Below are 26,652 nucleotides of genomic sequence, written 5' to 3'. Positions count from 1 at the left end.
GAATCCTTGTTTTGCTTTTTACTTGTTTTGTCCCATCTGAGCAGCTACTTCAGCAGCAAAATCTACTTCTTCTTTTTCGATTCCTTCGCCCTTCTCAAATCTTACAAACTTTACAAGCTTGATGTTTCCATACTTCTTGGACTCTTCCTTAACAAATGCCTCAATGGAGAGATCAGGGTTCTTAACGAACATCTGATTCACAAGACATACTTCCTTGAAGAACTTGTTGATTCTTCCATCAACCATCTTGTCAACAATCTTTTCTGGCTTGCCTTCATTCAGAGCCTGCACACGATAGATTTCTCTTTCTCTTTCAATGGTTTCTGCATCTACAGAAGAGTTGTCAAGGAACTGAGGATTCAGCGCAGCCACATGCATTGCTACATCCTTTGCCACAGCAGAAACTTCCTGTGTAGCATTTTCAGCATCAACCTGAACCAGAACACCAATCTTTCCACCCATATGAATGTAAGAGGATACAAGTCCTGCTGGAGCTTCCATCTTCTCATATCTTCTCAGATTCATGTTCTCACCAAGCTTAGCAATGAGAGCGGTGATCGCATCTTGGATGGTAGCTTCGCCGTATGGAAGTGCTTTTACAGCATCCAGACTGTCCACGTTGTTTTCAGCTACAGCCTTGGCAATATCATTGGCAAGAGCTACAAAAGCTTCGTTAGCGGAAACGAAGTCTGTTTCACAGTTCAGTTCTATAATAGAAGCATTCTTCAGATCATCGGATACATATGTTGCAATGACACCTTCAGCAGCAACTCTTCCAGACTTCTTAGCAGCGGAAGCAAGCCCCTTTTCTCTCAGGATATCAATAGCCTTTTCTAAATCTCCTTCAGCCTGGGTCAGAGCCTTCTTACAGTCCATCATACCAGCGCCGGTCTTTTCTCTTAATTCTTTAACAGCTTGTGCACTAATCACAGTTTATTCCTCCTAAATTTCATTTCAAACATTGGTCACTCTATAAGAAAAGGTAAATGGAAAACCACCTACCTTTTACTTTTTACTCTGCTATTTCTTCACCCTGTCTAGCTTCAAGAATGGCATCTCCCAGTCTTGCTGTAATCAGCTTAACCGCTCTGATGGCATCATCGTTTCCAGGAATGATATAATCAATTTCGTCTGGATCGCAGTTTGTATCAACAATAGCAACGATTGGAATATTCAGCGCTTTTGCTTCTGCAATTGCAATTCTTTCTTTTCTTGGGTCAACGATGAAGATTGCTCCGATGTTGTTGACATCAAGATTCTTGATACCGCCAAGGTTTCTTTCTAGTTTTTCAAGCTCGTTCATAAGAGCTGCTACTTCCTTCTTTGGAAGAACGTCGAAAGTACCATCTTCCTGCATAGCACGGATTTCTTCCATTCTAGCAATTCTCTTCTTGATGGTGCCGAAGTTTGTCAGCATACCGCCAAGCCATCTGTTGTTTACAAAGTGCATGTTTGCTCTGATTGCTTCTTCCTGAATTGCTTCCTGAGCCTGCTTCTTTGTTCCAACAAAAAGAATATCCTTACCTTCTGCTGCGACTTCTCTAATGAAATCATACGCTACGTCGATAAGCTTCACAGTTTTCTGAAGATCGATGATATAGATCCCGTTTCTCTCTGTGAAAATGTATGGAGCCATCTTAGGGTTCCATCTTCTGGTCTGGTGACCAAAGTGAACACCAGCTTCTAAAAGCTGTTTCATTGAAATTACTGCCATTTTTTTACCTCCTGGTTTTTAACCTTCCATCCACTTCATTTCTCAGAGAAACCCTTCCGGGCAACCTCTCTGAAATCAGTGCATGTGATTATTTTTATCCTAAAGTAGTATACCATAAGCTTCTCTCAGAAGCAACAAAAACCAGTTTAAAACTGGTTTTTGTCTGAAAATCATTATTTCATCATAACATCTACTTAATTATTTACGGATATCCAGTTTTTCAAGAAGTTTATCATTTAGAATTGTGATTCTGGTACCTTTCATTCCTAGAGATCTGGATTTGATTACACCAGCGCTTTCCAGCTTTCTCAGGGCATTGACAATAACAGACCTGGTGATGCCAACTTTGTCCGCAATTCTGGAAGCAACGAGAAGTCCCTCATCTCCATCCAGTTCTCTGAAAATATGGTTCACAGCTTCTTTCTCACTGTATGAGAGAGTCTGAATCGCCAAATCCACCACATCATTCTTCCTCTGGTCTTCTTCGCTTTCCAGTTGTTTTGATCTGAGAATCTCAAGACCAATGATTGTTGCGGAATACTCAGCAAGAACGATATCCTCATCCGTATATTCTCCTTCAAGAGATACAAGAATCAGTGTACCCAACCGTTCACGGTTTCCGTTGATTGGCACGATGGTCGTAATCTTATCCTTGCCTTCATATTCCTTCTCAATGTTCAGCACATACCGCTCATCTGCACTTAGATTCACCAATGTTTCACCGATTTTGAGTAGTGTATCATTATAATCATCACTGTATTTCATTTCTTCCAATACAGATGAATACTCATCTTTTGTTGTGAATGGATATGTGAACTTATGACCTAAGATCTTACCTCTTCGGCTGACCACATACACATCGGAATGGAGCTCCTCGCTTAAGATTTCGCAGATATCATCAAAAACAACAGGTTCAGTTCCTGATTTTTGAAGGATCTTATTGAGTTTTCTAGTCTTATTTAATAATGACATCGTTATCCCCCTTACTCCTATGCTAATATTGTGAATATTTTGAATTGTTATCGGTCCATCAAGATGATATCACAAATTAAAGGATTATTCAATAATTTTGCACAATTCAAAATCCTTTTTTCTTTACACAAACATTTATAAAAATGATTTAATTTTCGATTTCCCGATGAACATATAACAATTTCTTACCAATACCTTGCTTGGATATCAGATTGGTTTGGTGAATAAATTCAAAATGCGCCGAAATTAAGATGATTTTCTATAGTGCAATGAATTATATAAACATTTCTACGAAACCAAAAAAAACAGAATCCTAAATAAATTCACAAATTTTCAAAAAACACAGACTTGTAGAGTATATACTCTTTTTCAGCCGAATGCAATGAAAAAAGGAAAAGACGCACCGCTGGATCTTTTCCTTTCCCTTTCCCGTTCCCTTTCAGATATTGTGAAGACTTCATTAGTCTTCTTCGTTCGCTTTTTCAACCTTTTTCTTAAATCCGCATCCTTCTGTATCACAAGCCAAGTAAGTTCCATCTTTCTTGGAATACTTCTTGTAAAGAAGACCATTACACTGAGGACACGGTTCTTTCACGGGTTCATACCAGCTGACATAATTACATTCAGGATATCTGGAACACCCAAAGAACTTCTTTCCTTTTCTGGATTTCCTCTGCAGAACGTCACCTTCATTGCAGAGTGGACATTTAACATCCAGCTTCTCTACGATGGCTTTTGTGTTTTTGCAGTCTGGATATCCAGAACATGCAAGAAATTTTCCAAACCTTCCATTCTTAATGACAAAATGTTTCCCGCACTTATCGCAGATTTCATCAGAAATCTCATCCTCAATGGTAATCTTGGAGACGGAGCTCTCTGCATGATCAATATCTTTTTTCAGTGGAGTATAGAAACTCCCAACAACCTCTTTCCATGTTTCCTTGCCTTCTTCAATCAGATCCAGTCTGGATTCCATATCAGCAGTGAACTCCACATCCACAATATCTTTAAAGTAAGAGCTCATAAGATCATTAACAATCTTCCCTAAATCTGTAGGTAGGAGACTCTTTTTATCTCTTTCCACATAAAGCCTGTTCAGAAGTGTTGAGATTGTAGGTGCATATGTGGAAGGTCGACCAATACCAAGTTCTTCTAAGGTCTTTACAAAACTAGCTTCCGTATACCGCGCTGGAGGCTGTGTAAAGTGCTGATTGAGCTTAATTTCCTTGCTGTTAAGAACTTCATTCTCATCAAGTTCCGGTATTGCCGTATTCTCCTCTTCCTCTTCACTTTGGTAATCATAAAGCTTCATAAAACCATCAAAAGCTACTGAAGAACCACTGGCTCTAAACTTATAATCTCCATTAAGGACTTCAAGAGATATGGTATTCAGTTTGCAGCTGGCCATCTGACTGGCTACAAATCTTTCCCAAATGAGCTTGTAGAGCTTGTACTCTTCTGATTTGAGGCTGTCTTTCACCTGTTCTGGTGTTAAATGCACATTGGAGGGTCTGATGGCTTCATGAGCATCCTGTGCATTCTTTTTCCCTTTATACACCCTTGGTGTAGCGGGGTAATAGTTCTTGCCAAAATTCATTTCAATGAACTCTTTTGCTGCAGTCTGAGCCTCATCTGATACCCTAGTGGAATCTGTTCTCATATAGGTGATAAGACCGACGGATCCATGCCCCTTCACCTCCATACCTTCATAGAGCTTCTGAGCAACACTCATGGTCCTTCGGGTTTGATAATTCAGCCGTTTAGATGCTTCCTGCTGCAGGGTTGACGTTATAAATGGCGCCAATGGATTCTTAAGTTTGGTGCTCTTCTTTATGCTGGAAACGACAAAAGACCCACTCTTCAGATCATTTTCAATCTTCTTTGCCTCTTTCTCAGTTTCGATTTCTACCTTCTTATTCTTATACTGAGTAAGTTTTGTTCGAATGGTCTTCTTTCCCTTTAGGAGGTCTGCCTCAATACTCCAATACTCTTTGGAGACGAACTTCTCAATTTCCTTTTCTCTGTCACAGATGAGTTTTAGCGCAACAGACTGAACTCTGCCAGCACTGAGTCCCCATTTGACGTTTCTCCATAGAATGGGACTGATTTCATAACCCACAAGTCTATCCACAACCCGTCTCGCCTGTTGGGCATCAAAAACCTTCTGGTTGATGGGCCTCGCATTCTTGATGGATTTCTTCACCGCATCTTTCGTGATCTCATTGAATTCAATTCGAATATTTTCTTCTGGATTGAGCTTCAATATTTGAGCAAGGTGGAAACTAATGGCTTCCCCTTCACGGTCAGGGTCAGTTGCAAGATAGACTTTATCTGCTTTTTTGGCTTCTTTTCTGAGCTTAGCGAGCAGATCCCCCTTGCCCCTGATGGTGATGTATTTGGGCTCAAAATTATCCTCCACATTTACGCCAAGCTGGCTTTTAGGAAGATCTCGAATATGTCCCATGGATGCTTCCACAGTATATCCCGCTCCCAAATACTTCTTGATGGTTTTTGCTTTAGCTGGTGACTCAACGATTACTAATTTCTGACTCATACATTCTCCCTTAAAGGTATATTCAAACACTACATCAATGGAATATCAAAGTTTTTCATTCATATTCCAATTATTCACCTTACTGGTGAACTTTGTGAATTAATTCCATATTCTATACCATGAAATTTGAAATGTCAAAAGAATATTTATCTGAATATCATGAGTACCCTCTTAAACCCCATAAAAAACCACACTCCCCCTTTAGGCTTCCATCAGGAATTTACCTGCCAGTAAGGCGCTTTCTGAAGTCCTCAGAAAAATCCCTACTATTATATAGTATACCGGCTCCCAGTTCTATGAGATGGTTACACCCCTGTCCCCATGGGGATAAAGCTTCGTGGGGAACTGCATGAACATCTCTATTGATCTCCACGCCATAGGTTGCTGTATGTAAAGAACCACTCTTCATCGAAGCTTCTGTGACAACTATAGCATCCGATAACGCGGCTATGATTCTGTTTCTCATGGGAAATGTCCATTTTTCCGGTTTAAAACTAGGAGGATATTCAGACAACATCAGTCCGCTCCTTGAAACCATTCTAAAAAGTTCTGCATTTTCTTTCGGATAGTCCACCCCAAGTCCACAGCCCAAAACACATATGGTACTGTTTCCAGCTTGAAGAGCCGCTCTGTGGGCTGTTGTATCTATCCCTCTGGCTCCACCACTGATTATTGAGATATTATAAAGAGAAAGCTCGTTTACGATGTTCCTAGTCATCTTCACACCATAGGAAGAAGGCGTTCTAGATCCTACAACTGATACAGCGGCATCTTTCAGCAGCTTCTTCTCTCCTCGATAATAAAGCAGTAACGGTGGATTCGATAAATCATATAGCTTGTCTGGATAATCTTCATCTCCGATGAGGAGAAACGCCTCAGTCCCAGTATGTATCGCTCCAGAAGATACCGAATCTCCAAACATCATTTTTCTTTTCTCCACATAGGTGCCGAAGGAAAACGCTGCAAAGAGCCGCTGCTTCCTAGGTAGAGACTTATAAAGTTCACGTTCCACAATAAAACCTCCACATTGATATAGTCGCAAGTACTTCTATTATCAGGGAGGTTCGATGTTTTATTCAGTTTACTTTCGCGCGGTCATTTCAGGATATTAGAAAGGAAGGAGATTCTGTGTATAGGGGTTGCTCCAATTTCCTGCAACGCTTCCAAATGATCTTTGCTTCCATAACCTGCATTATGTTCAAATCCATACTGCGGATAGTATAAGGCATAATTTTCCATCAGCCTGTCCCGATGCACCTTGGCAATGATGGATGCGCAGGCAATCGAGGCGCTGATTGTATCCCCTTTCACAAGAGCAATATTCTCCCCCTGATAGTCCTTGATCTTATAACCATCTGAAAGAACCAGCTCCGGATTCACCGATAAGGTACGAACCGCTCCGCGAAAGACTTCATGATTGCAGTATGAGATCCCAAGGCGGTCAATATCAAGATTGCTCATTTCATAAACACTGTACGATAAGGCTTTCTCTTTAATCATCTCCGCAAGGATTTCCCTGTTCTTTTTTGATATTTTTTTTGAGTCGTCTATCCCCAAAATCATTTCTGTAAAACTATCATCCATAGGCAGAATTACAGCTGCAGCCACAATCGGCCCTGCCAGAGGTCCTCTTCCCACTTCATCCACGCCGCAGACAATTTTCCCGTATGAAAGATCATGCTGGTACAGCGCTTTTACACGAAGGATCTCTTTCTCTTCAGCTTCCTTGGATTTTTTCAAACTTTGTCCTATCCCTTGAACTGCTTTCCTATGGTCTTCAAGAAGAGCTGAGATCCATTCTTCTCTATTTTCTAAAACCAAATCCGCGTGATCTTTGATGTATCTTTTTATGGCCGCTGCGCTCTCTTTCAATATCTCTTGCTTATTCATGTTCTGGCCACTCCAAAGAGATCTTGCCAAGCTTGCCACTTCTGAACTCATCCAGCAGCATCACCGCTACACGTGTATAATCAATTTCTCCGCCTTTGATGATGCAGCCTCTTTTTCTCGCAATCATTTCCAGATTCTCTAGGGACTCTTCACTAACAGACTCCAGTCCATACCGGTCCATGAGCCTCTTCCCATAGTGATTTGAAAGTCTTTCCACCAGTCGCAAAGCAAGGGTTTCAATATCCATGATCTCATCCTTGATTGCTCCTGTGAAAGCCAGATTCAGTGATGTTTCTTCCTCAAACTTAGGCCATAGAATTCCAGGGGTATCCAAAAGCTCGATTCCATCCTTAGTCTTGATCCACTGCTTGTTCTTCGTCACACCTGGTCGGTCTCCGACCTTGGCAATGGAGTTCTTCGCCATGCGGTTGATGAAAGAGCTCTTTCCCACATTAGGAATCCCGACCACCATAACTCTGATGTGGTAATTCACAATCCCACGTTCCCTGCTTCTCTCCAGCTTTTCTTTCAGAAGCTCATTCAGTGCGGGCTTGATATTGTTCAGCCCTTTTCCGGTGAGAGAATTGACTTCAAGTACCATGGTGGAGTTGTTTTCAAGCTCCTTTTTCCATTTCCTTGTCACTTGGTCTTCCGCCATATCCGATTTATTGAGCAGAATAATTCTGGGTTTTCCTTCCACGAGTTTTTCTATTTCCGGATTGGAGGATGAAGAAACAATTCGCGCATCACGAATCTCTATCACCGCATCCACCAGCTTCAGATTAGCAGAAATTTCCCGACGGGTTTTCACCATATGGCCGGGGAACCAGTTGATTTTTTTCATGTCCATAAAGATCACTTCCTTTACTGGAGATGAAACCAGTATCTTGCAACCTGGTTCTCTCCGTCTTCCATTATATTTTCAAGGATTCCACCGCACTTTTCTATGGTCTTTTCAGACGCGGTATTTCCTACAGAGCAAGTGACTAGAATCTTTCTTAGTCCTCTTTTCTTAGCATAGTATAGCATTTCTTTGAGCATATATGTGGCATATCCCTTTTCTCTCTCGTCTGGATGAACACCATAACCAATCTGGCCACCAACAGCAAAGAGATATGCATTCAAAGAATGTCTCAAGGTGCAGGCACCAACAATGGTGTCGTCTCTATAAAGAAACCACACTTCCTGAGTGACAAAAGGCTCTTCCGCAACTGTTTCAAGTTCTCTTGTATCTTTCAGCCAGTCCTCGAAAGACAAAGTCCCAAGCCTTGCTGCTTGAGGGACAAGTTTAAGGTTTCTCTTTCCCCAGGCATCGTTATATCTCAGAATCTCTTCCTTCATAGTCTCATCGGGTTTTAATAACCGCAGCATGGTCTACTCCTCCACATACATTTACTTCTATTATATGCGATTTTCTTCCGATAAAACAAAAAAGAGACTAAAAGCCTCTTTTTTATCATCTTATCTAGCGTTTTTAACCTTTGCAGCCTTACCAACTCTGTCTCTTAGGTAGAACAGCTTAGCTCTTCTTACTCTACCCTTTCTGACAACTTCAAGCTTGTCTACAGATGGTGAATTTACAGGGAAAGTTCTTTCTACGCCAACACCATAAGCAAGTCTTCTCACTGTGAAAGTCTCACGTACTCCACCGTTCTGAACCTTGATTACTGCGCCTTCGAATACCTGGATTCTTTCCTTGTCGCCTTCCTTGATTTTAACGTGGACCTTAACGGTGTCTCCTACGTTAAACTTAGGTAGTGCAGTCTCTCTCAACTGCTCTGCTTCAATCGCTCTGATTAATTCGTTCATGTGCATTCCCTCCTAAAGATAAATTGACGTTCATACAGAAGCATTTCTTCCCAGTGGAACGCCCGTACTAGCACAAACTATATATTACCACAAACAACAATACCGTTACAAGTAAAAATCATCATTTTTCATGATCTTTAGAGAATTTTTTTATGATTTTCAGGTCATCTTTAGACAGCTGATGTCTTGCATACAGATCGGGTCTTTTCTCTCTTGTAATCATCAGCATCTGGTATCTTCTCCACTGTCTGATGTTCTCATGATGCCCCGAAAGCAGGATCTCCGGAACCTGCTCGCCTTCATACACTTCGGGTCGTGTATACTGCGGATACTCCAGAAGGTTCTCTGAAAAACTTTCTTCCACAGAACTTTCGTCTCTGCCAAGAACACCTTCCCGAAGTCTCAGAATGCTGTCAATGATAGGAATGGCTGCCATCTCTCCTCCAGTGAGAATGAAATCCCCCAAGGAGATTTCCTCATCTATGTCCTCATACAGCCTTTCATCAATCCCTTCATAATGACCACAGAGAAAAATAAGCTGATCCTTTTCGGCCAGCCGTCTTGCTGTATTCTGATCAAATGTCTTGCCCTTAGGTCCAAGAAAAATTACAGGTCCGCCATTGGCCTTTTTGATCTCCTTCAGTGCGTCCCGTATGGGCTGAACACTCATCACAAGACCGCTTCCCCCACCATAAGGGTAATCGTCCACTTTCCTGTGCTTGTCTTTTGAAAAATCTCTGATGTTCACAGGATTTATTTCGAAAAGACCCTTCTCTTTGGCGCGTCCTATGATACTTTCATTGAAGAGAGAAAACATTTCAGGAAACAACGTCAGAATATCAATCTTCATCGGACCATACCCTGATTGGCTTAATGATGATCTTCTCCGCTTCCACATCCACAGACAAAACCACATCCCTTATGGCAGGAATGAGCAGCTCCTTAGGCTTCTTGATCCAATACACATCATTGGCTCCAGTCTGAATCACATCCGCTACTTTGCCAAGTTCCAGCCCTTCTTCGTCATATACTGTGCAGTCTTTGAGGTCCTCAATGAAATACGAATCCTCTTCAAGTTTTACAGCTTCCTCACGGGGAACAACAAGAAGCTTCTTCCTCAGCTTCTCTGCCTCCTCCACGCTGTCCACACCTTCCAGCCTTAGAATTGCACGATCATGACCTACCGTCACATACGAAACTTTGACTTCCTGTCCGTCAATAAACACTCTCTTCAATTTTTTAAAACGCTGAATGTCATCTGTTAGAGGAAATACTTTGACTTCACCCTTGATGCCATGCGGCTTTGTGATTTCTCCTATGGTTAGAAACTTCTTCATAGACACCTCATTATGTTTACATGAATGATGCAGAAATAGTGCAAAAGCCTACTTATTTCTAAGCAGGCTAAAAAGCAATAGCTGTTATACTATTTCTACATGAACTTTTTTGTTTTCCTTCATAGAAGCCGCTTTCACGACAGTTCGGATGGCTTTGGCAATCTTACCTTGCTTGCCGATGACCTTCCCCATGTCCTCTGGATGGACACGGAGCTCCATGGTAAGCGTACCATCTTTCTCCACTTCAGTGACGGAAACTTCTTCGGGGTGATTCACTAATTCCTTAGCGATGAACAGAACTAATTCTTTCACGTCATTCCCTCCGATTACTTCTTGATTCCAGCCTTGTCAAATAGTTTAGCTACAACATCTGTAGGTTGCGCACCTTTGTTTAACCATTCTGTTGCCTTTTCAGCATCAATCTTGATTTCCTTTGGTTCACTTACTGGATTGTAGAAACCGATCTCCTCGATGAACTTACCATCTCTTGGGCTCTTGGAATCTGCAACTACCAGTCTGTAGAAAGGAGCCTTCTTGCTTCCCATTCTTCTTAATCTAATCTTTACTGCCATTATATATTCACCTCCAAATTTTATGGTTGTTAAAAGGGTAATTTACCAAAAAGACCTTTTTTACCGCCTTTTTGCATACCGCCCATTTGTTTCATCATTTTCTTCATATTGTCGAAGCCTTTGATGACTTTATTGACATCTTGTATGGTTACACCAGCACCTTTAGCAATTCGCTTCTTCCTGGATGCATGCTCCAGAAGCTTCGGGTTACGTCTTTCTTTCTGAGTCATGGATTGAATGATGCTTTTAGTTTTCAGCATTTCTTTCTCTCCTTCCTCCAGATTGACTCCCTTCATTTCCTTGCTGTTCATTCCTGGAAGCATTTCCATGATTTTATTCAAAGGTCCAAGTTTTTGCATTTGCTCAAAGGCTTTGAGATAGTCTTCATAGTTGAATTCCTTGCTCATCATCTTCGAACCAAGTTCCCTAGCCTCTTTTTCATCAATGGAGGACTGAGCCTGCTCAATAAGAGTCAGAACATCACCCATACCAAGGATACGGCTGGCCATACGTTCCGGATGGAACACTTCCAAATCGCTCATTTTTTCGCCGACACCGGAGAACTTGATCGGCTTCCCAGTCACTTCCCGGATGGAAAGAGCTGCACCGCCTCGCGTATCACCATCAAGCTTGGTCAGAATCACACCTGTGAGATTCAGCGCATCATCAAAACTCTGCGCTACATTCACAGCATCCTGTCCAGTCATGGCATCCACTACAAGGAGCGTCTCCATAGGTCTTACAGCGGTTTTAATGCCTTTCAGCTCATCCATGAGGGTCTCGTCAATATGCAGTCGGCCTGCTGTATCTATGAGCACCACATCACAGCCTTCTTTACGGGCATATTCCATGGACGCTTTGGCAATGTCCACAGGGCTTACTTTATCGCCCATGGCAAATACCGGGATATCAATTTGTTTTCCTACAATCTGCAGCTGTTTGATGGCCGCAGGTCTGTAGATATCTGCTGCTACAAGAAGTGGCTTTCTGTTCCTCTTTCGAAGATGAAGTGCAAGTTTTCCCGCCATCGTGGTTTTACCTGCACCCTGGAGTCCAACCAGCATGAATGCTGTGATGGATGAGTCAAAACTAAGTTTTGCCTCACTGCCTCCCATGAGCGCGGTCAGTTCCTCGTTGACAATTTTGACAACCTGCTGTCCTGGTGTAAGGCTCTCAAGAACCTCTGCACCAGTAGCCTTTTCACTGACATTCTTCACAAAGGTTTTTACAACCTTGAAGTTTACGTCCGCTTCCAGAAGGGCTAGCCTTACTTCTCTCATGGCTTCTTTGATGTCATTTTCTGTCAGCTTGCCTTTTCCACGGAGCTTTTTGAACGCTTCCTGGAGCCTATCCGCTAAACTGTCGAAGGCCATGTAATTCCCTCCTTATAACTCCACAAGGAGTTTCTCAATTTCACTGCAATAACAATTCTTCTCTTTTAAAAGTGTCCTCAACTGATCTTTGACTTCCTCATCCTTTACAGAATTGGCTAGAAGATTAAGCTTCTCTTCATAGTCTGTCAAAGTTCTATAACACCTTTTGATCAGGTCATGTATCGCTTGTCTGCTGGTATTCTGATTTTCCGCAATCTCTGACAAAGACAAATCCATATTATAGTACTGTTCTAAAATAAGTCTTTGCTTTTCTGTCAGAAGCTTTCCATAAAAATCCATCAACAAGGATATTTCAATACGATCGTCCATAACCTCACCTACCACATGGACTAGTTTACCGAAAAAGATTTTAGCTGTCAAGTACTTTTACTTAACAGCCAGAAATTTATTTTATGTGCCTTTATTTTATGTGTTAATGTTTCGGTTCCCGATATCCACATCCAGAATGGAGACTAAATCAGTGCGTCCGCAAATGCTTTCGCATCAAAGTCCTGAAGATCTTCAATAGCCTCACCAACACCAATATAGACAACTGGTATTTTTAAGCTTTCTTTGATGGACAGAACAACACCACCCTTTGCTGTGCCATCAAGCTTTGTCAGGATAATTCCGTCAAGCTGGGCCACCTTCTGAAACTCCTTCGCCTGAATCACCGCATTTTGGCCACTGGTGCCATCCAGCACCAGCAGGGAATAAATGTTCGCATCTCCAAATTCCCTATCGATGACTCTTCTGATTTTTTCAAGTTCATTCATGAGATTTTTCTTGTTATGCAGTCGGCCTGCGGTGTCACATAGAAGAACATCCGCATTTCTTGCTTTAAATGCCTCCAGCGCATCATAGACAACAGCCGCTGGATCTGAGCCTTCCTGATGTCTCACAATGTCAACCTCTGCACGCTTTGCCCAAACTTCAAGCTGGTCGATGGCTGCTGCTCTAAATGTATCCGCTGCAGCCAGAATCACTTTTTTCCCCTCGTTCTTGTACTTGAAAGCAAGCTTTCCTATGGAAGTAGTCTTCCCTACACCATTGACTCCGATAATAAGAAGAATTGTAGGCTTCTTCACCTCAAAAGTTTTCTCCTCATCTTCCATGAACTCTGAAATCACTTCTTTCAGCACATCTCTGACCTTATCCACTTCTGTGACTTTCTGAAGCCTTATTTTCTTTCGAAGCCTCTCAATGAGCTCCATGGAAGTTTCATATCCCACATCTGATGTGATAAGAACTTCCTCCAGCTCCTCAAAAAGATCCTCATCTATGGTCATAGCAAGACCTAGAACCTCATTCATTTTTCCTGTGATATTCTCACGTGTCTTCGTGAGTCCATTTTTTAGTTTTTCAAAAAAATTAGCCATTTTCCCTCCTTGCAGCTGACAGGTCCATCGAAACGATCTTCGAAATCCCCTTCTCTTCCATGGTGACGCCGTACAGTGCATCGGCAGACTCCATGGTTCCTTTTCTATGTGTGATCAGTATGAACTGAGTTTCCCTGGCAAACTCACTTAAGAATTCAGCAAATCGGTATACATTCGCATCATCCAGCGCAGCTTCAATCTCATCCAAAATACAGAAAGGTGTGGGCTTCATTCTCAAAATCGCAAATGTCAGGGCGATGGCAGAGAGCACTTTTTCTCCACCGCTCATGAGTGTAATGTTCTGAAGCTTTTTCCCCGGCGGCTGAACACTGATCTCAATAGGCGCCTCCAGAATATCCCCTTCGCCCAGAATAAGTTTCGCATTTCCTCCCTGAAAGAGTCTTCTGAAGGTATCATTAAAATTCTCATTCATCACTTTGAAGTTCTCAGTGAACAACGTTCTCATCCTAAGTGTCATATCCATGATGATTTCCTTCAGTTCCAGTTTGGCTTTTTCCAGGTCTTCCTTCTGGCTGGATAAGAAGGTGCGATGCTCACTGACCTCTCTGAACTCTTCAATGGCCGCCACATTCACATGTCCCAGCGAGGAAATTTCTTTACGGAGAGTATTCATCCGCTTTCTGAAAAGATCTTTGTCTTCCATGGGAACTCTTTCTTCCTTCGCTTCTGCCAGAGTAAGATTCAGCTCATCATTGATTTTATTAAGGAGATTCTGATTTTCTTTCTCCAGTTTCTCCAATGCATCTTTCACTTTGAAAAGTTCCTTGTCAATGACATGATACTCTTCATCCAAAGTCCTGACCGTGGCGCTGAGATCCTTCATTTCAGCTTTGTCCCGAACTTCCTCCATGGCCATTTCATCCAGGATTTTCTCCATGCACTGAAGCTCATTCTTTACTGCTTCCACAGTTTTTTTCATAAGAGCTATGGCATTCTGTCCCTCTTCAATCTCTATGAGAAGTCCCTCATTTTCTTTTTCCAGTTCTGATTTGGAGGACTCCAGGGTCTCAAGGCTGACTTTCAGTTTATCTATCGCCTCCCGCTTCCCCTTATATGCCTCTATCAGCGTCGCTTCCTGGACAGAGGCTTCCATTACTTCCTGCTTGAGGAGGTCATATTCGCTGTATTCTTTTGTACGTTTGTCTTTCAGCTCTTTCAGGTAATCTTTGCTTTTCAGTCTTTGGGTCAGATGTTCCTTGATTTTCCCCTCAATTCTTTCAAGCTCTCCATCGAGAAGAACAAGCTCTTCTTTTTGTGAAGCCAAGCTTCGCTCTGCTTCTTTTAAAATGCCAGCAAGACGGTTAAGATCCTTCACAAACCCTTCTCGTCTTTCCTGGAGCTTTGTTTTCTCCATTTGAAGATCCTGAATCACATAAGAGGCTTCACGTTCTGCCTTGAGCTTTTCCTGGTAGATTTTTTCAAAACCCTGCTTTTCAGCAAGTTCTTCCAGACGCTTTTCCTTCAGTTCCGAATTTGCTGCCAGGAGATCCTCAAGATCTTTCTTCCTGGAAAAAATCCCTGAAGATTTTTTATAGATACTGCCTCCGGTCATGGAACCGCCGGCATTGATGATATCTCCTTCCAAGGTGACAATTCTGTGGGTATACCCCATCTCCTTAGCAGATGCCAATGCCTCTTCCATATTACGTGCAACAAAAATCCGTCCAAGAAGATTCGCTGCGATCCCCATAAATCCAGCATCAAATTCTACGAGATCCAAAAGATTGCCCAGAAGTTTTCCTTTTTTCAGGACAGGATCCTTGGCCTTCGTCCCTTTAATTACATTCAGCGGAAAAAACGTAGCCCGGCCAAAGGATCTTGCCCGAAGCAGATCAATAAGCACCTTGGCATCCTGGTCCGTTGGCGTGATGATGTTATTGACCTGAGATCCCAAAGCCACTTCCAGAGCTTGTGCATATCCATCCTTCGGTTTTATGACTTCGCCAACAAGATGCACTTTTGTGGCCAGTCTATGGGAAGACCCTTTCAAAAAGGTCATAAGAGACTTCACGGATTTTGTATAGCCTTCATAATGCTCCTCTAAGTTCTTGAGAAGATTCATCTGAGACTCTTGTCCCTTCAGCTCATACTCCATGTTTTTAATGACAGACTCCAGTTTTGTCATCTCTTCTGTCACTTTCTTCGTATCATCTTTTCGTGCAACCAGGTCTTTCTCATACAGTTCAATCTTTTGCTTCAGCTCGAATATCTCAGCTTCTGTCTCTGACTTCGCCATTTCATTCATCACTTTTGAAGCCTCGTAGCTCTCCATGACAGACTCTGTATGTTCAATTCTTCCCTGCAGCATATCTCTCTGACGATACTGTTCTTTGGACTCCTCCTGAAGCGTTCGGATTTTTTCCTCAGCATCCTCTTCCTCTTCGCGAAGACCTCGCTGTGCATCCTCGCTAAGCTTCAGACTCTCTTCCAGCACCCGGATTTTTCTTTGCTGCTCATCCAGTCTCAAGCGCACTTCTTCTTTGAGGTTTTTACTGCCGTCAAGCTCCTGGTGCAGCTCTTCCATCTGGGAAGTTTCTACAGAGATTCTCTCCTTAGCCAGCTCAATAGCTTTCTCATTTTTCATCAGAAGAGATTTTTTATCCTCAATACGCTGTGACAGCAGGGAGATCTCTTTCTCCGAGGAATCCATTTGCTCTCTTTTTTGATAAAACACTTCTTTCTTTTCTGTTTCTAAAGCTTTTTTCTCATCCATGGATGATTCCAGCGCATTTTGCTTCTCTACCGCTTCTTCACGTTTTCTGCTGATCTCTGAGAAGTTCTTCTCTGCAAGGAGAGACCTCTCCTCAAGGACTTTCTTTTCATTCTCAAATTCTTCCAGGTCTGACAGAATCAGCGAAATCTGTATACTCCTCTGCTCTTTGCTAAGGACGAGAAATTTTTCAGCTTTTACCTTTTCTCGTTCCAGGGGACCGATTCTCTCTTCATAGGTATTGAGAATATCCTGAACCCGAAGAAGGTTTTGTTCTGTATTCTCGAGCTTCTTCTCTGACTCCTCTTTCCTGCTCTTATACTTCACTATACCTGCTGCTTCTTCAAGAAGAGCTCTTCGGTCATCCATTTTGCCGCTTAGAATGGCTTCGATCTTTCCTTGTCCAATGAGAGAGTACCCCTCTTTACCGATTCCCGTATCCATGAAGAGTTCATGGATGTCTTTGAGCCTGCAGGTGGTATTATTGATCAAATACTCACTTTCACCAGACCGGAAGAGTTTTCTTGTGACACTGACTTCAGAGAAAGGAATAGGCAGCTTTCGCTCACTATTGTCAAGAAGAAGTGTGACTTCTGCAAAACCAAGTGGCTTTCTGTAGTCTGTGCCTGCAAAAATAACATCCTCCATTTTTCCGCCGCGTAGAGACTTCACTTTCTGCTCTCCAAGCACCCATCTGACAGCATCAGAAATATTAGATTTTCCTGAACCATTGGGTCCTACGACGGCAGTAATCCCGTTATTGAAGTTGAGGAGTGTTCGGTCCGCAAAAGACTTGAATCCCCGGATTTCTATAGACTTTAAATACACGTGCTACACCCCTTTCCAAGCTGTCTGATTTGTATGATGTCTTCGACTTTATCAGGAACTATGGTCACTTTCACGTTTTTCTTTTCCTGAACCATTCTGAAATACTTCTTTTTTCCAGCATAGAGCTTTGACAGATCCCGCTCACCTATGATTACTTCCAAGGATTCCTCTGACGTTTCTAAAATTCTTTTCATGAGAAGATACGATTCACAGAGTTCTCTAAAGGCAGGATGGAAAGGTCCTGCAAGGATTTCTCCTCCCTCATTGATCTCCTCTGTCGTCTGAAGCCCTGCGCGGATCACAAGAACCCCTTCTTCCCTGCACCTCTTCATCATCAGTGCTGCAGTTTCCACAGCCTCGTCCAGCGTATAGGGTACATAGAGGCCTTGGTTGTACATATCCGCCATCTCTGTATCTTTCAGTACCAGTGCTGGATAAATGCGCATCAGGTCAGGTTTCAGTAAAAGAACCTCCTCCAATGATCGGATATCCTTCTCTTTTGAGTCGGAAGGCAGTCCTAACATGAGCTGATGCCCCAGGATCATTCCAAACTTTTTCACAAGTTCTGATGCAAGTTTCACACTTTTTTTAGGATAGGATCTATTGGAGGCTAGAAGCACCTCTTCATCCATGGACTGAACTCCCAGTTCCACAACATCTACAGTATAACTGGCGAGATGCTTCATCGTCGCAAGATCAATATAGTCCGGTCTGGTGGACAATCTGATTTTATCCACCTTGCCACACATCTTAGCATTTTTTGCCGCTTCAAGAAGCTCCTGCTGTTTTCTGAGATCAATGGCAGTAAATGTACCACCGAAAAAAGAAACCTCAACAGTCGTTTGATCCCTGTCTATGGTTTCCAGATAAGCATCTATCGTCTCTTTCACATATTTACCAGTAATTTTATTGTAGTCTTCTCTTAGCTGACCTGTGATTTTTGCCTGATTGCAGAAAATGCAATCATGAGGACATCCCACATGAGGAATAAAAATCGGAATGATTCGATGTCTATTCATGGCTTTCCTCAGCACGTACATATTTCTTCAGTGCATCTTTAGCTGCCAGCTGTTCTGATTCTTTCTTGGAATAGCCTTCGCCTTTTCCCATGGTGATGCTGTCAATGACCACTTTTGAATAGAATTTTCTGCGGTGTGGGGGACCCTCATAGCGAATCAGCTCATATTTGATCTCAATCTCTCCATTTTCCTGCAGTATCTCCTGAAGACTTGTTTTGTAATCCAGAACAATCTCATTCTTGTTGGCCAAATCAACAATCTCCATGAAGTGCCTAAGCACAAAACTCTTCGCCTCATCCATCCCCTGATCCAGATAGACCGCAGCGATCACCGCTTCCACCGCATCCGCTAGCAGTGCTGCCCGTTCTCTTCCTCCGGTGATCTCCTCACCTTTACTCATTCTGATATGCTCGCCTAAATGCCATTTTACCGCAACTAAATGAAGTGAAGCTTCACAGACAATGAGTGCCCGGAGCTTGGTCAGTTCTCCTTCTGTTTTGTTCGTAAAGTTTTTATAGATATACTCCGTTATGGCAAGCTGCAGCACTGCATCTCCAAGAAATTCCAATTTTTCATTATACTGCATATTTTTATGCTGATTGGCATAGGATGAATGTGTCAAAGCTGTTTCCAACAGATCCTTCTTGTGGAAAAACACACCAATTCTCTTCTCAAATTCCATCTCAAACTCCTTTAATAGAAGTTCATTCGTCAAGCTTCATAAAGCCTCACGAATAAACTTGTAATCCTTATTATTATACAAAAAAATTAAAGTCCCGTATATAGGCGAAGCCTCTATACAGGACCCGGTAAACAGGATGATTAGTCTTCACCGACTACTGTTACGAGATAGTTTACAACGTCTCCAACAGTCTTTGCCTGTTCTGCCTCATCATCAGAAATTTCAATGTCAAACTCTTCTTCCAGAGCCATTACGATCTCAACGATATCCAGGGAGTCTGCGCCAAGATCCTCAAATGTTGCTTCCATAGTTACTTCGTTTTCATCAACACTTAGTTTATCCACAACGATTGCTTTAAGCTTTTCAAAAATCATATCAATTCACCTCCATCAATTTGTATAATAGTAGAAATGCACGCTCGATGCAACATAAAAATGGATTATTTCAGATTTCCCTTGAACTTTTCCAAGTAATCTCTATCATAGAAGTTTTTCGCCTGCCTGATGGCATTCTTGAAAGCCCTTGCATCTGAAGTGCCATGAGCCTTGATCACAATCCCGTCAACACCCAAAAGACTTGCCCCGCCTTCTTCTTTGTAATCATTCTTCCGCATGAATTCTTTTAAGCTGGGTTTCACGAGAGCTCCTCCAATTTTCCCTCTGGTTGTACTCATCATGGCGCCTTTAATCATGGACATGAGGTTTTTCACAACACCCTCATACATTTTCAGCACTACATTTCCTGTAAATCCGTCGCAGACAAGAATCTCAACATCACCATCTGTGATCTCTCTTGGTTCAACGTTGCCAACGAAACGAATTCCTTCTTCCGCCTTAAGCAGCTGATAAGCGGCTTTCGTCAGTTCATTTCCCTTCTCTTCCTCTCCACCAATGTTGATAAGGCCGACCTTTGGATTCTTGATTCCTTTCAGAGACTCAAAGTACGCAGTTCCCATCTTTGCGAATTCCACGAGATTATAAGGCTTCACCTCTGCGTTGGCTCCCAGGTCAATAACCATGAACGGACCATTTTTGCCAGGCATCAACGCTGCAAGTGCAGCACGGTCCACTCCTTTGATTCTTCCAATGACAAGGAGGCCACCAGCCAGAATAGCGCCTGTAGAACCAGCAGAAACTACCGCATCTGCTTTTCCCTCTTTCACAAGATCCATGGCCCTTCGTAAAGAGGAGTCTTTCTTTCGTCGGATACCAAGGACAGGTGATTCATTCAATGTGATTACTTCTCTGGCATCCAGAATTTCAATTTTTTCTTTATCATACTCGTACTTCTTAAGTTCTTCTTCAAGCACTTCTTTGGGACCAGTCAGAATAATGCTGACACCATACTCCTTTACCGCTTCCACTGCTCCCTTAACAGGCTCCTGTGGTGCAAAGTCTCCACCCATTCCATCTAAAGCAATAATCAAACAAACCACTCCTTCAATTACTGGTATCACCCAGTATTACCGTATTATACTTTTATCTTACTATTCTCGACAGTATACTGAATCATAACAGCATTCTCTTAAGAAAAATTTAAACTCTTTGAGAATCAAAATGCTAAAACACAAGAAAACCCGTCTTCTTCAAAAAGAAAACGGGTATAAAAAAAGGAAAGTCAAAGACTTTCCTATTCAACTTCAGTTGCCACAACTTCCTTACCGTTGTAGTATCCGCAATGTTTGCAGACTCTGTGTCCAAGTTTCATTTCATGACACTGTGGACATTCAACAATACCAGGTGCACCTACTTTGAATGTTGAAGCTCTTCTACGGTCTCTTCTACCTTTAGAAAATTTTCTAGCTGGATTTGCCATTATTACACCTCCTTAAACATGTCCTTGAGGGCTGATAATCGAGGATCCACCTCTTCATGGGTACAGTTGCACTGACCCTCATTCAGGTTTTTTCCACAATCCTGACAGAGTCCTTTACAGTCTTCTTTACATAGAACTTTTAAAGGCAATGCCAAATAGATGTTATTCATGACAACATCTCTTATATCGAGAACATCTCCTTCCTCTAAGGTGATGACGTTCTCGTCTTCTTGTTCATCTTTAGAAACTTTTTCATCCACCATAAGGTCCAAGTCCACCTCAAAAGGTTCGAGGCATCTGGAACAGACATGCCTAAGACGTGTTGATACAGACAGCTTAAGTTCTGCAACACCCTGTAGCACATTTACTTTCCCTTTGATCTGGATGGGTTTCAGAATTTCAATGGTCTCGTTGTTATAAACAAGATTCTCTTTGTGGTAGGCAAAATCGATATCCTTGTTTATGGATTTCACGCTTGAATCCTGCAGTATTATTTCCATTTTGAATTCTCCTGTCATCCGCGCTTTACAGATGTTCATTTGTTTGAGTTATACTTCTCAAGCAAACACATATAATTATATAAAGTCAAATTTCAAAAGTCAAGGTTTTTCTCAATCCACCCCGACAGATGACCTTTGATTTCTCAAGTATACGATAATTATTTCAAGAAGTAAACAGCTCCATCTCGGGTTCTGTCCAAAAAACCATATTCAATGAGATATCTTCGAAGGAGAACATGGTCCTCATATACTCTTGAAAGAATCCTGTTCACCTCTTTTTCAGAGTATGTCACCCCTTCTTTGAAATACGTGCTGATTCTTCGAAGGACAATAATCTTCTTTTTCTCTCTGGCTGGAAAAGACAAGAGAGCACCTTCATCGGTAAAATAGGTTTTTAGTATTTTTTCCTGCTCCTGCAGATTTGTCTGGTAGCGGTCATCTAGCATTGTAGCGCCTTTATGAGGCATAACTTCATCACCGTGCTTCAGCTGGAGCTTTTCCATGACTGTAAGGAACATTCTTGCCTGCTTCTCTTTTTCTCTCAGACGGAACCGATGGTTTCTCACCGTGCTTTGAGAAATACTCATCCTGGATGCAATCTCTTCATCTTTCATCCCTGCATAAAGCAAGGGAATCAGAGTTTCCTGAACTTCTGTGAGACCTGTGGCAGTCCTTGGAAGTTTCAGAATCTCTTCTACGATATCATGCTCATCTTTGTGCAGTTTAAAAGCCCATTCTGCAGTATAGAATTTCTCTCCAATCGGATAGACCTGACCTTTGTGGTATCTCTTGTTGCAAAAACCACAGACCCATTCTGTTTCAGTTTCCATATCTTCAAACATATTGATCATCTCCATCATATATTTCAAACAACAATTATTTTTGTTTGTTTTGAACTAGATATTACAGGTCTTGTTTGGAAATGTCAATGAAAATTAAAAGACGCAGGTAAATCCTGCGCCTTCTCATTCAGATCTTATTTCAGCAGAGTCAGTGTATCTCTTGCAATCATCAGTTCCTCGTTGGTAGGAATAATAATGATCTTCACTTTAGAATCATCTGTAGAGACAATTCTCTCCTGGCCTCTTACTTTGTTCTTTTCTTTGTCCATCTTGATCCCGAACCATTCCATGTCCGCTATGATTTCTTCTCTGGTTTCTGCCGCATTTTCACCAAGTCCTGCAGTGAAAATAATCGCATCCACACCATTCATTGCTGCCATGAAATACCCGATATATTTCTTTACTCTGTAATGGAACACATCCAGAGCAAGTTTCGCTCTTTCATTGCCTTCAGCTGCTGCATCTTCAATATCTCTGAAATCGGAGGAAACGCCTGACAGACCTAAAACACCAGATTTTTTGTTCATGATGTTATTCACTTCTTCATAGCTGTATCCCTTCACATCCATCAGGTATGGGATGATGGCTGGGTCAATGTCTCCACATCTTGTTCCCATTAGAAGTCCTTCCAGTGGGGTGAATCCCATGGAAGTATCCACAGAAATTCCGCCATTTACAGCAGCGACGGATGAACCGTTTCCAAGATGACATGTAACAAGCTTCAGACCCTTGATATCCTCACCTAGAATTTCAGCGGCTCTCTGTGACACGTACTTATGGCTGGTGCCATGGAAACCATACTTTCTGATGTGGTTCTCTTTGTAGAGTTCATAAGGAAGACCATATAAGAATGCTTTTTCTGGCATGGTCTGATGGAATGCTGTATCAAATACTGCAACCATTGGTGTATTTGGCATCAGTTCCTTACACGCATTGATACCAATGATGTTTGGTGGATTGTGAAGTGGTGCAAGCTGTGAGAACTCTTCCAGGTCCTTCATCACTTCATCAGTGATGATTACAGATGCGGAATACTTTTCTCCACCATGAACTACTCTATGTCCAACTGCACTGATTTCATCCGAAGATTTGATCACTCCCTGAACATCATCCAGCAAAGTATTGATCACATGAGAAATCGCTTCCTTATGGTTCTTCATTGGAACAGTCAGTACGTACTTTTCCCGTCCATCCACTTTCTGGGTCAGCTTTGATCCTTCAATGGCAATTCTTTCCACAAGACCAGTGGCCAGAGAAGCTTCGTTCTCCATATTGATTAACTGGTACTTCAGTGATGAACTACCACAATTGATTACTAATACTTTCATCTAATTAACTCCATCCTTATCATCTTTATTTTATTATTGGTTTTGTGCCTGAACTGCCGTTATTGCAACGACATTCACAATGTCTTCTACACTGCACCCTCTGGAAAGGTCATTGATTGGTTTCGCAAACCCTTGGCAAATCGGTCCGATGGCATCCGCACCCGCGATTCTCTCCACCAGTTTGTAACCGATATTTCCTGCCTGAAGATCTGGGAATACCAGTACATTAGCTTTACCAGCCACCGGTGATGCAGCCGCTTTCTTTTTCCCTACAGACTCAACAATAGCCGCATCCAGCTGAAGTTCTCCGTCAATGGAAAGGTCAGGTCTCAGTTCCTGGGCTTTCTTTGTTGCTTCCTGTACTTTGCTTACCAGTTCATGCTTCGCACTTCCGTAAGATGAGAAAGAAAGCATGGCAACTTTAGGCTCAAATTTCATGAGCTTTTTCGCTGATTCAGCAGTAGCTATGGCAATGGCTGCCAGTTCATCCGCATTTGGATTAGGATTCACAGCACAGTCTGCAAAAAGCATCTGTCCATCCTCTCCAAAGGTCTTATCTTTCAGAATCATGATAAAGAAAGAGGATACAACGCTGATTCCAGGTGCTGTTTTAATGATCTGAAGGCCTGGTCTCAAAAGGTCTCCTGTGGTGTGCACCGCTCCAGACACCATACCGTGTGCATCATCATTTTTCACCATCATGGTTGCATAGTACATGGGATCAAGAATGATGTTCTCAGCCATGGTCTGTGTAACACCCTTCTTCTTTCTCAGTTCGTAAAGCTCATTGGCGTAGGCCTTGGTTCTCTCGGACGTCTGAGGATCTTCAATGGTGATGCCTTCAATATTCACGCCAAACTTCTTCGCATTTTCCTCAATTTCATTTCTGCTGCCCACAAGAATCACATCCGCAATTTTCTCATTGTGAAGGATTTCTGCAGCTTTTAGATTTCTCTCTTCATTCCCTTCTGGAAGTACAATCTTCTTCAAGTCACTTTTTGCAAGTTCCTTCATTTGGGATACAAAATCCATAATAATCTCCTTTCAATTTATACATTACTTTTTAAACAACATACCTTATAATATAATACATCTTTTAAGGTATCCTTTTCAAGGCAAACGACCTAAAATGAAGTAAAAATACAGTGAGGAGACAATCTATGAATATTGCCGCCATCATCTCAGAGTATAATCCATTCCACAAAGGCCACGCCTATCAGATTGAAAAAACACGGGAAGCGGCTGGTGCTACCCATATCATCGCACTGATGTCAGGGAATTTTGTCCAAAGAGGTCTCCCTGCCATCGTTGATAAGTACAGAAGAGCAGAAATGGCACTGCTCGGAGGAGCAGATCTCGTTCTGGAACTCCCGGTGGTCTATGCTTTATCCTCTGCGGAATTTTTCGCAGAAGGTTCCGTCAGGATTCTCAACAGTCTACATGGCGTAGATCTTCTGTCCTTTGGATCAGAAGAAGGTGAATTGTCAAAACTGGAGAGAATTGCAAAAATCTTAGCAATGGAGCCCTATGAATACCAGAACATTCTAAAAAAGCATCTTTCTGAAGGCTATTCATTTCCGAAAGCCCGTAATGAAGCGCTGATGGAGCTTCTGCCAGACATCTCCATGGACTTTATCCAAAGTCCTAATAATATTTTAGGCATTGAATATATCAAAGCGATTTATCGGACAGACTCAGCCGTCAAGCCCTTTACCGTAAAGCGAATGGGAAAGGGTTACCATGATGAGGACCTGGAGGATCAGGTATTCGCTTCCGCTACAGCACTTCGGAAAACCATCTACCAGAATATTCCTCTACAGGGTCATGTGCCTGAACCAGTAGACCAGTATATGAAGCAGCTTTCCCAAGAGAGGTATCCCTATGTCGCATTAGATGATTTTATTGATCTCGTTAAATACAGACTGATCACCAATGGCCATACCCTTTCCAATATCCCTGAAGCCAATGAAGGCCTGGATCAGAGAATACGAGAAGTCTTCAGACGATGCACCTTTGATTCTATGGATCAGTATATAGATGAAATCAAAACTAAAAGATACACACGAACGAGAATTTCAAGAATTCTACTGCAGTTTCTCTTGGGAATGGATTCATATGCACTGCAGTCACTGCGCAAAGAAACACCACCATCTGTAAAAATACTTGCCAGTAATGAGTTGGGCAAGGAAATTCTTGCAAGTCTTCGGAAGAAAAAAGAGATCGAGCTACAGCATAATTTCGGACGCACTCTGAATCCATACCAAGAACTTGACCTTAAAGCATCTGAAGTATATGGACTACGAAACACAAGCTATTCCTTTTCATGGGATTTCAAAGGATACCCCTTTTAAAGGTTTATTTTTACCTTTAAATATGGTATAATCAACCGCATAATAACAATAATAAGGGGGATTCCTATGTCATACCAGAACACTTACAACCGATGGCTCCAGCTCACTGAGGAAAAGAAAGTAGTAGAGCAGAAATTGAAAAACACCACAGAAGAACAGCAAGAAAAAGACAGTCAGCTGCATACCTTTCTTTCCACGATGAAGAAGGAATTGAAGGATGTGGAGAATTTAGAGACATCTACCTTATCCACACTATTTACTAAAGTTACAGGAAAGTTTGAAGAAAGACTGATCAAGGAACAGGAAGAATATCTACAAGCAAAGCTCCACTATGATGACAAAAAAAATGAACTGGATCATCTGAATGAGAAGGAGAAACGTCTTCAGTACGAACTTTCAAAACTCAATCAGGAGATTTCCGCTATAAAGGAGAGTCTCCTTCAGGACTATCCGGAAGGAGTTCAATTTTCCAAAGAACTGGAGAAAAGAAAAGAGCACCTATTTCATCTTCAAAGGGAGCTCGAAGAAGCTCTGGATGCCGTTCATCGTGTGATGGAATATGCAGAGATGGCCATTCAGGAATTTTTAAGCGCCAGAGGATGGTCCACTTACGATACCTTCTTCGGTGGTGGGCTCCTTGCTGACCTCGCTAAATACAATAGACTTGATGAGGCAAATAAAGCCATATCGAAGATCTCTGCAGCATCCAAAGAGATGAAAAAAGAACTTCGGGATGTGGAGATGACTCTGGAACACAATCTGGAAACCGTAAGTGGAAGCGATCAGTTCTTTGATATTGCTTTCGACAACATCTTCAGTGACTGGAGTATACGAGGTAAAATCGAAACAAACCTCAGCGCCATGAACCAGTATCTCGACGAGTTGAAAAAGATAGAACTGCAGCTCAAGAACGCTTTAATGGATATTCACGAGAAAGTTCAGATGCTCTAATTGAC

At 42.1% G+C, this 26,652-nt stretch carries 28 protein-coding genes; 2 read left to right on the top strand and 26 right to left on the bottom strand.

The features are described from left to right. Window positions 1-18: 18 nt before the first annotated feature. From tsf to pta, 26 genes are all read right to left on the bottom strand, one after another. Window positions 19-930: a translation elongation factor Ts gene (gene tsf, locus DEF30_RS01485; protein ID WP_294095699.1), complete on the bottom strand. Its 912-nt coding sequence runs from the start codon at window positions 928-930 to the stop codon at window positions 19-21. Between the two features lie 82 nt (window positions 931-1,012). After that, a complete protein-coding gene (gene rpsB / locus DEF30_RS01480; RefSeq protein ID WP_074909972.1) occupies window positions 1,013-1,714 on the bottom strand; it encodes a 30S ribosomal protein S2 in 702 nt (233 codons plus the stop codon). Between the two features lie 198 nt (window positions 1,715-1,912). Then, the gene (codY, locus tag DEF30_RS01475) at window positions 1,913-2,686 is read right to left on the bottom strand and encodes a GTP-sensing pleiotropic transcriptional regulator CodY (RefSeq protein ID WP_031572736.1); all 774 of its coding nucleotides are present in this window, start codon (window positions 2,684-2,686) and stop codon (window positions 1,913-1,915) included. Window positions 2,687-3,146: 460 nt separating this feature from the next. Beyond that, on the bottom strand, window positions 3,147-5,240 hold the full coding sequence (gene topA / locus DEF30_RS01470; RefSeq protein WP_294095690.1) for a type I DNA topoisomerase: 2,094 nt from the start codon (window positions 5,238-5,240) through the stop codon (window positions 3,147-3,149). A 220-nt stretch (window positions 5,241-5,460) separates the two neighbouring features. After that, window positions 5,461-6,252 (bottom strand): DNA-processing protein DprA, encoded by a 792-nt coding sequence (gene dprA, locus DEF30_RS01465; RefSeq protein ID WP_294095687.1) that lies wholly within the window; start codon window positions 6,250-6,252, stop codon window positions 5,461-5,463. An 83-nt stretch (window positions 6,253-6,335) separates the two neighbouring features. Further along, window positions 6,336-7,130, bottom strand: coding sequence for a ribonuclease HII (locus DEF30_RS01460; protein WP_294095684.1), 795 nt, complete (start codon window positions 7,128-7,130; stop codon window positions 6,336-6,338). Continuing rightward, window positions 7,123-7,974, bottom strand: coding sequence for a ribosome biogenesis GTPase YlqF (gene ylqF / locus DEF30_RS01455; RefSeq protein WP_294095893.1), 852 nt, complete (start codon window positions 7,972-7,974; stop codon window positions 7,123-7,125). The genes DEF30_RS01460 and ylqF overlap by 8 nt, the downstream gene beginning before the upstream one ends. Window positions 7,975-7,994: 20 nt before the next feature. Then, a complete protein-coding gene (locus DEF30_RS01450) occupies window positions 7,995-8,501 on the bottom strand; it encodes a GNAT family N-acetyltransferase (RefSeq protein WP_294095679.1) in 507 nt (168 codons plus the stop codon). A 90-nt stretch (window positions 8,502-8,591) separates the two neighbouring features. Next, window positions 8,592-8,939, bottom strand: a complete 348-nt coding sequence (gene rplS, locus DEF30_RS01445; protein ID WP_074909987.1) for a 50S ribosomal protein L19 — start codon at window positions 8,937-8,939, stop codon at window positions 8,592-8,594. 121 nt (window positions 8,940-9,060) lie between these two features. Then, window positions 9,061-9,789, bottom strand: coding sequence for a tRNA (guanosine(37)-N1)-methyltransferase TrmD (gene trmD, locus DEF30_RS01440; protein WP_294095672.1), 729 nt, complete (start codon window positions 9,787-9,789; stop codon window positions 9,061-9,063). Beyond that, window positions 9,779-10,276: a ribosome maturation factor RimM gene (gene rimM / locus DEF30_RS01435; protein ID WP_074909993.1), complete on the bottom strand. Its 498-nt coding sequence runs from the start codon at window positions 10,274-10,276 to the stop codon at window positions 9,779-9,781. The genes trmD and rimM overlap by 11 nt, the downstream gene beginning before the upstream one ends. Before the next feature lie 84 nt (window positions 10,277-10,360). After that, complete coding sequence (locus tag DEF30_RS01430) at window positions 10,361-10,588, bottom strand: KH domain-containing protein (RefSeq protein WP_074909996.1); 228 nt, start codon at window positions 10,586-10,588, stop codon at window positions 10,361-10,363. Between the two features lie 14 nt (window positions 10,589-10,602). After that, complete coding sequence (gene rpsP, locus DEF30_RS01425) at window positions 10,603-10,848, bottom strand: 30S ribosomal protein S16 (protein ID WP_074909998.1); 246 nt, start codon at window positions 10,846-10,848, stop codon at window positions 10,603-10,605. A gap of 29 nt (window positions 10,849-10,877) precedes the next feature. Beyond that, on the bottom strand, window positions 10,878-12,221 hold the full coding sequence (gene ffh / locus DEF30_RS01420; protein WP_294095661.1) for a signal recognition particle protein: 1,344 nt from the start codon (window positions 12,219-12,221) through the stop codon (window positions 10,878-10,880). Window positions 12,222-12,233: 12 nt separating this feature from the next. Next, window positions 12,234-12,551, bottom strand: coding sequence for a putative DNA-binding protein (locus DEF30_RS01415; protein WP_294095660.1), 318 nt, complete (start codon window positions 12,549-12,551; stop codon window positions 12,234-12,236). Window positions 12,552-12,694: 143 nt separating this feature from the next. Continuing rightward, window positions 12,695-13,600: a signal recognition particle-docking protein FtsY gene (gene ftsY / locus DEF30_RS01410; RefSeq protein ID WP_294095657.1), complete on the bottom strand. Its 906-nt coding sequence runs from the start codon at window positions 13,598-13,600 to the stop codon at window positions 12,695-12,697. Further along, window positions 13,593-17,159: a chromosome segregation protein SMC gene (gene smc / locus DEF30_RS01405; RefSeq protein ID WP_294095655.1), complete on the bottom strand. Its 3,567-nt coding sequence runs from the start codon at window positions 17,157-17,159 to the stop codon at window positions 13,593-13,595. The genes ftsY and smc overlap by 8 nt, the downstream gene beginning before the upstream one ends. Then, window positions 17,150-18,178, bottom strand: coding sequence for a radical SAM protein (locus tag DEF30_RS01400; RefSeq protein ID WP_294095645.1), 1,029 nt, complete (start codon window positions 18,176-18,178; stop codon window positions 17,150-17,152). Before DEF30_RS01400 ends, smc begins: the two co-directional genes overlap by 10 nt. Beyond that, window positions 18,171-18,860 carry a ribonuclease III gene (gene rnc, locus DEF30_RS01395; protein ID WP_294095642.1) on the bottom strand — a complete coding sequence of 230 codons (690 nt, stop codon included), beginning with the start codon at window positions 18,858-18,860 and terminating at the stop codon, window positions 18,171-18,173. Before rnc ends, DEF30_RS01400 begins: the two co-directional genes overlap by 8 nt. Before the next feature lie 140 nt (window positions 18,861-19,000). Beyond that, window positions 19,001-19,234: an acyl carrier protein gene (acpP, locus tag DEF30_RS01390; protein WP_031572777.1), complete on the bottom strand. Its 234-nt coding sequence runs from the start codon at window positions 19,232-19,234 to the stop codon at window positions 19,001-19,003. Window positions 19,235-19,299: 65 nt separating this feature from the next. Continuing rightward, window positions 19,300-20,286 (bottom strand): phosphate acyltransferase PlsX, encoded by a 987-nt coding sequence (plsX, locus tag DEF30_RS01385; RefSeq protein ID WP_294095630.1) that lies wholly within the window; start codon window positions 20,284-20,286, stop codon window positions 19,300-19,302. A 203-nt stretch (window positions 20,287-20,489) separates the two neighbouring features. After that, window positions 20,490-20,675: a 50S ribosomal protein L32 gene (gene rpmF, locus DEF30_RS01380; RefSeq protein ID WP_074910023.1), complete on the bottom strand. Its 186-nt coding sequence runs from the start codon at window positions 20,673-20,675 to the stop codon at window positions 20,490-20,492. A gap of 2 nt (window positions 20,676-20,677) precedes the next feature. After that, window positions 20,678-21,175 carry a DUF177 domain-containing protein gene (locus DEF30_RS01375; protein WP_294095625.1) on the bottom strand — a complete coding sequence of 166 codons (498 nt, stop codon included), beginning with the start codon at window positions 21,173-21,175 and terminating at the stop codon, window positions 20,678-20,680. A 158-nt stretch (window positions 21,176-21,333) separates the two neighbouring features. Beyond that, complete coding sequence (locus DEF30_RS01370; protein ID WP_294095891.1) at window positions 21,334-22,035, bottom strand: DUF2087 domain-containing protein; 702 nt, start codon at window positions 22,033-22,035, stop codon at window positions 21,334-21,336. A 116-nt stretch (window positions 22,036-22,151) separates the two neighbouring features. After that, entirely contained in the window at window positions 22,152-23,345 is a 1,194-nt protein-coding gene (locus DEF30_RS01365; RefSeq protein ID WP_074910029.1) for an acetate kinase, read from the bottom strand. A gap of 33 nt (window positions 23,346-23,378) precedes the next feature. Further along, entirely contained in the window at window positions 23,379-24,377 is a 999-nt protein-coding gene (pta, locus tag DEF30_RS01360; protein WP_294095611.1) for a phosphate acetyltransferase, read from the bottom strand. A 128-nt stretch (window positions 24,378-24,505) separates the two neighbouring features. Between pta and DEF30_RS01355 the strand changes: the two genes are divergently transcribed. Both DEF30_RS01355 and DEF30_RS01350 read left to right on the top strand, forming a co-directional pair. Then, window positions 24,506-25,696: a nucleotidyltransferase gene (locus DEF30_RS01355; protein WP_294095608.1), complete on the top strand. Its 1,191-nt coding sequence runs from the start codon at window positions 24,506-24,508 to the stop codon at window positions 25,694-25,696. Window positions 25,697-25,762: 66 nt separating this feature from the next. After that, entirely contained in the window at window positions 25,763-26,647 is an 885-nt protein-coding gene (locus DEF30_RS01350; protein ID WP_294095605.1) for a hypothetical protein, read from the top strand. Window positions 26,648-26,652: the final 5 nt, after the last annotated feature.

It is taken from the genome of Proteiniclasticum sp., assembly GCF_003514505.1.
Classification (GTDB): domain Bacteria; phylum Bacillota; class Clostridia; order Clostridiales; family Clostridiaceae; genus Proteiniclasticum.
This window is presented reverse-complemented; position numbering and strand designations above follow the sequence as displayed.

Excerpts from the sequence above, each read along its gene's own strand:
- acpP (WP_031572777.1), bottom strand. The coding sequence starts at position 19,234 with ATGATTTTTGAAAAGCTTAAAGCAATCGTTGTGGATAAACTAAGTGTT.
- DEF30_RS01375 (WP_294095625.1), bottom strand. The coding sequence starts at position 21,175 with ATGGAAATAATACTGCAGGATTCAAGCGTGAAATCCATAAACAAGGAT.
- topA (WP_294095690.1), bottom strand. The coding sequence starts at position 5,240 with ATGAGTCAGAAATTAGTAATCGTTGAGTCACCAGCTAAAGCAAAAACC.
- DEF30_RS01355 (WP_294095608.1), top strand. The coding sequence starts at position 24,506 with ATGAATATTGCCGCCATCATCTCAGAGTATAATCCATTCCACAAAGGC.
- trmD (WP_294095672.1), bottom strand. The coding sequence starts at position 9,789 with ATGAAGATTGATATTCTGACGTTGTTTCCTGAAATGTTTTCTCTCTTC.
- rimM (WP_074909993.1), bottom strand. The coding sequence starts at position 10,276 with ATGAAGAAGTTTCTAACCATAGGAGAAATCACAAAGCCGCATGGCATC.
- ylqF (WP_294095893.1), bottom strand. The coding sequence starts at position 7,974 with ATGAAAAAAATCAACTGGTTCCCCGGCCATATGGTGAAAACCCGTCGG.
- DEF30_RS01450 (WP_294095679.1), bottom strand. The coding sequence starts at position 8,501 with ATGCTGCGGTTATTAAAACCCGATGAGACTATGAAGGAAGAGATTCTG.
- rnc (WP_294095642.1), bottom strand. The coding sequence starts at position 18,860 with ATGGAATTTGAGAAGAGAATTGGTGTGTTTTTCCACAAGAAGGATCTG.
- DEF30_RS01365 (WP_074910029.1), bottom strand. The coding sequence starts at position 23,345 with ATGAAAGTATTAGTAATCAATTGTGGTAGTTCATCACTGAAGTACCAG.
- rpsP (WP_074909998.1), bottom strand. The coding sequence starts at position 10,848 with ATGGCAGTAAAGATTAGATTAAGAAGAATGGGAAGCAAGAAGGCTCCT.
- DEF30_RS01460 (WP_294095684.1), bottom strand. The coding sequence starts at position 7,130 with ATGAATAAGCAAGAGATATTGAAAGAGAGCGCAGCGGCCATAAAAAGA.
- ftsY (WP_294095657.1), bottom strand. The coding sequence starts at position 13,600 with ATGGCTAATTTTTTTGAAAAACTAAAAAATGGACTCACGAAGACACGT.
- codY (WP_031572736.1), bottom strand. The coding sequence starts at position 2,686 with ATGTCATTATTAAATAAGACTAGAAAACTCAATAAGATCCTTCAAAAA.
- rpsB (WP_074909972.1), bottom strand. The coding sequence starts at position 1,714 with ATGGCAGTAATTTCAATGAAACAGCTTTTAGAAGCTGGTGTTCACTTT.
- ffh (WP_294095661.1), bottom strand. The coding sequence starts at position 12,221 with ATGGCCTTCGACAGTTTAGCGGATAGGCTCCAGGAAGCGTTCAAAAAG.
- DEF30_RS01415 (WP_294095660.1), bottom strand. The coding sequence starts at position 12,551 with ATGGACGATCGTATTGAAATATCCTTGTTGATGGATTTTTATGGAAAG.
- pta (WP_294095611.1), bottom strand. The coding sequence starts at position 24,377 with ATGGATTTTGTATCCCAAATGAAGGAACTTGCAAAAAGTGACTTGAAG.
- rpmF (WP_074910023.1), bottom strand. The coding sequence starts at position 20,675 with ATGGCAAATCCAGCTAGAAAATTTTCTAAAGGTAGAAGAGACCGTAGA.
- DEF30_RS01350 (WP_294095605.1), top strand. The coding sequence starts at position 25,763 with ATGTCATACCAGAACACTTACAACCGATGGCTCCAGCTCACTGAGGAA.
- DEF30_RS01400 (WP_294095645.1), bottom strand. The coding sequence starts at position 18,178 with ATGAATAGACATCGAATCATTCCGATTTTTATTCCTCATGTGGGATGT.
- DEF30_RS01370 (WP_294095891.1), bottom strand. The coding sequence starts at position 22,035 with ATGATGGAGATGATCAATATGTTTGAAGATATGGAAACTGAAACAGAA.
- rplS (WP_074909987.1), bottom strand. The coding sequence starts at position 8,939 with ATGAACGAATTAATCAGAGCGATTGAAGCAGAGCAGTTGAGAGAGACT.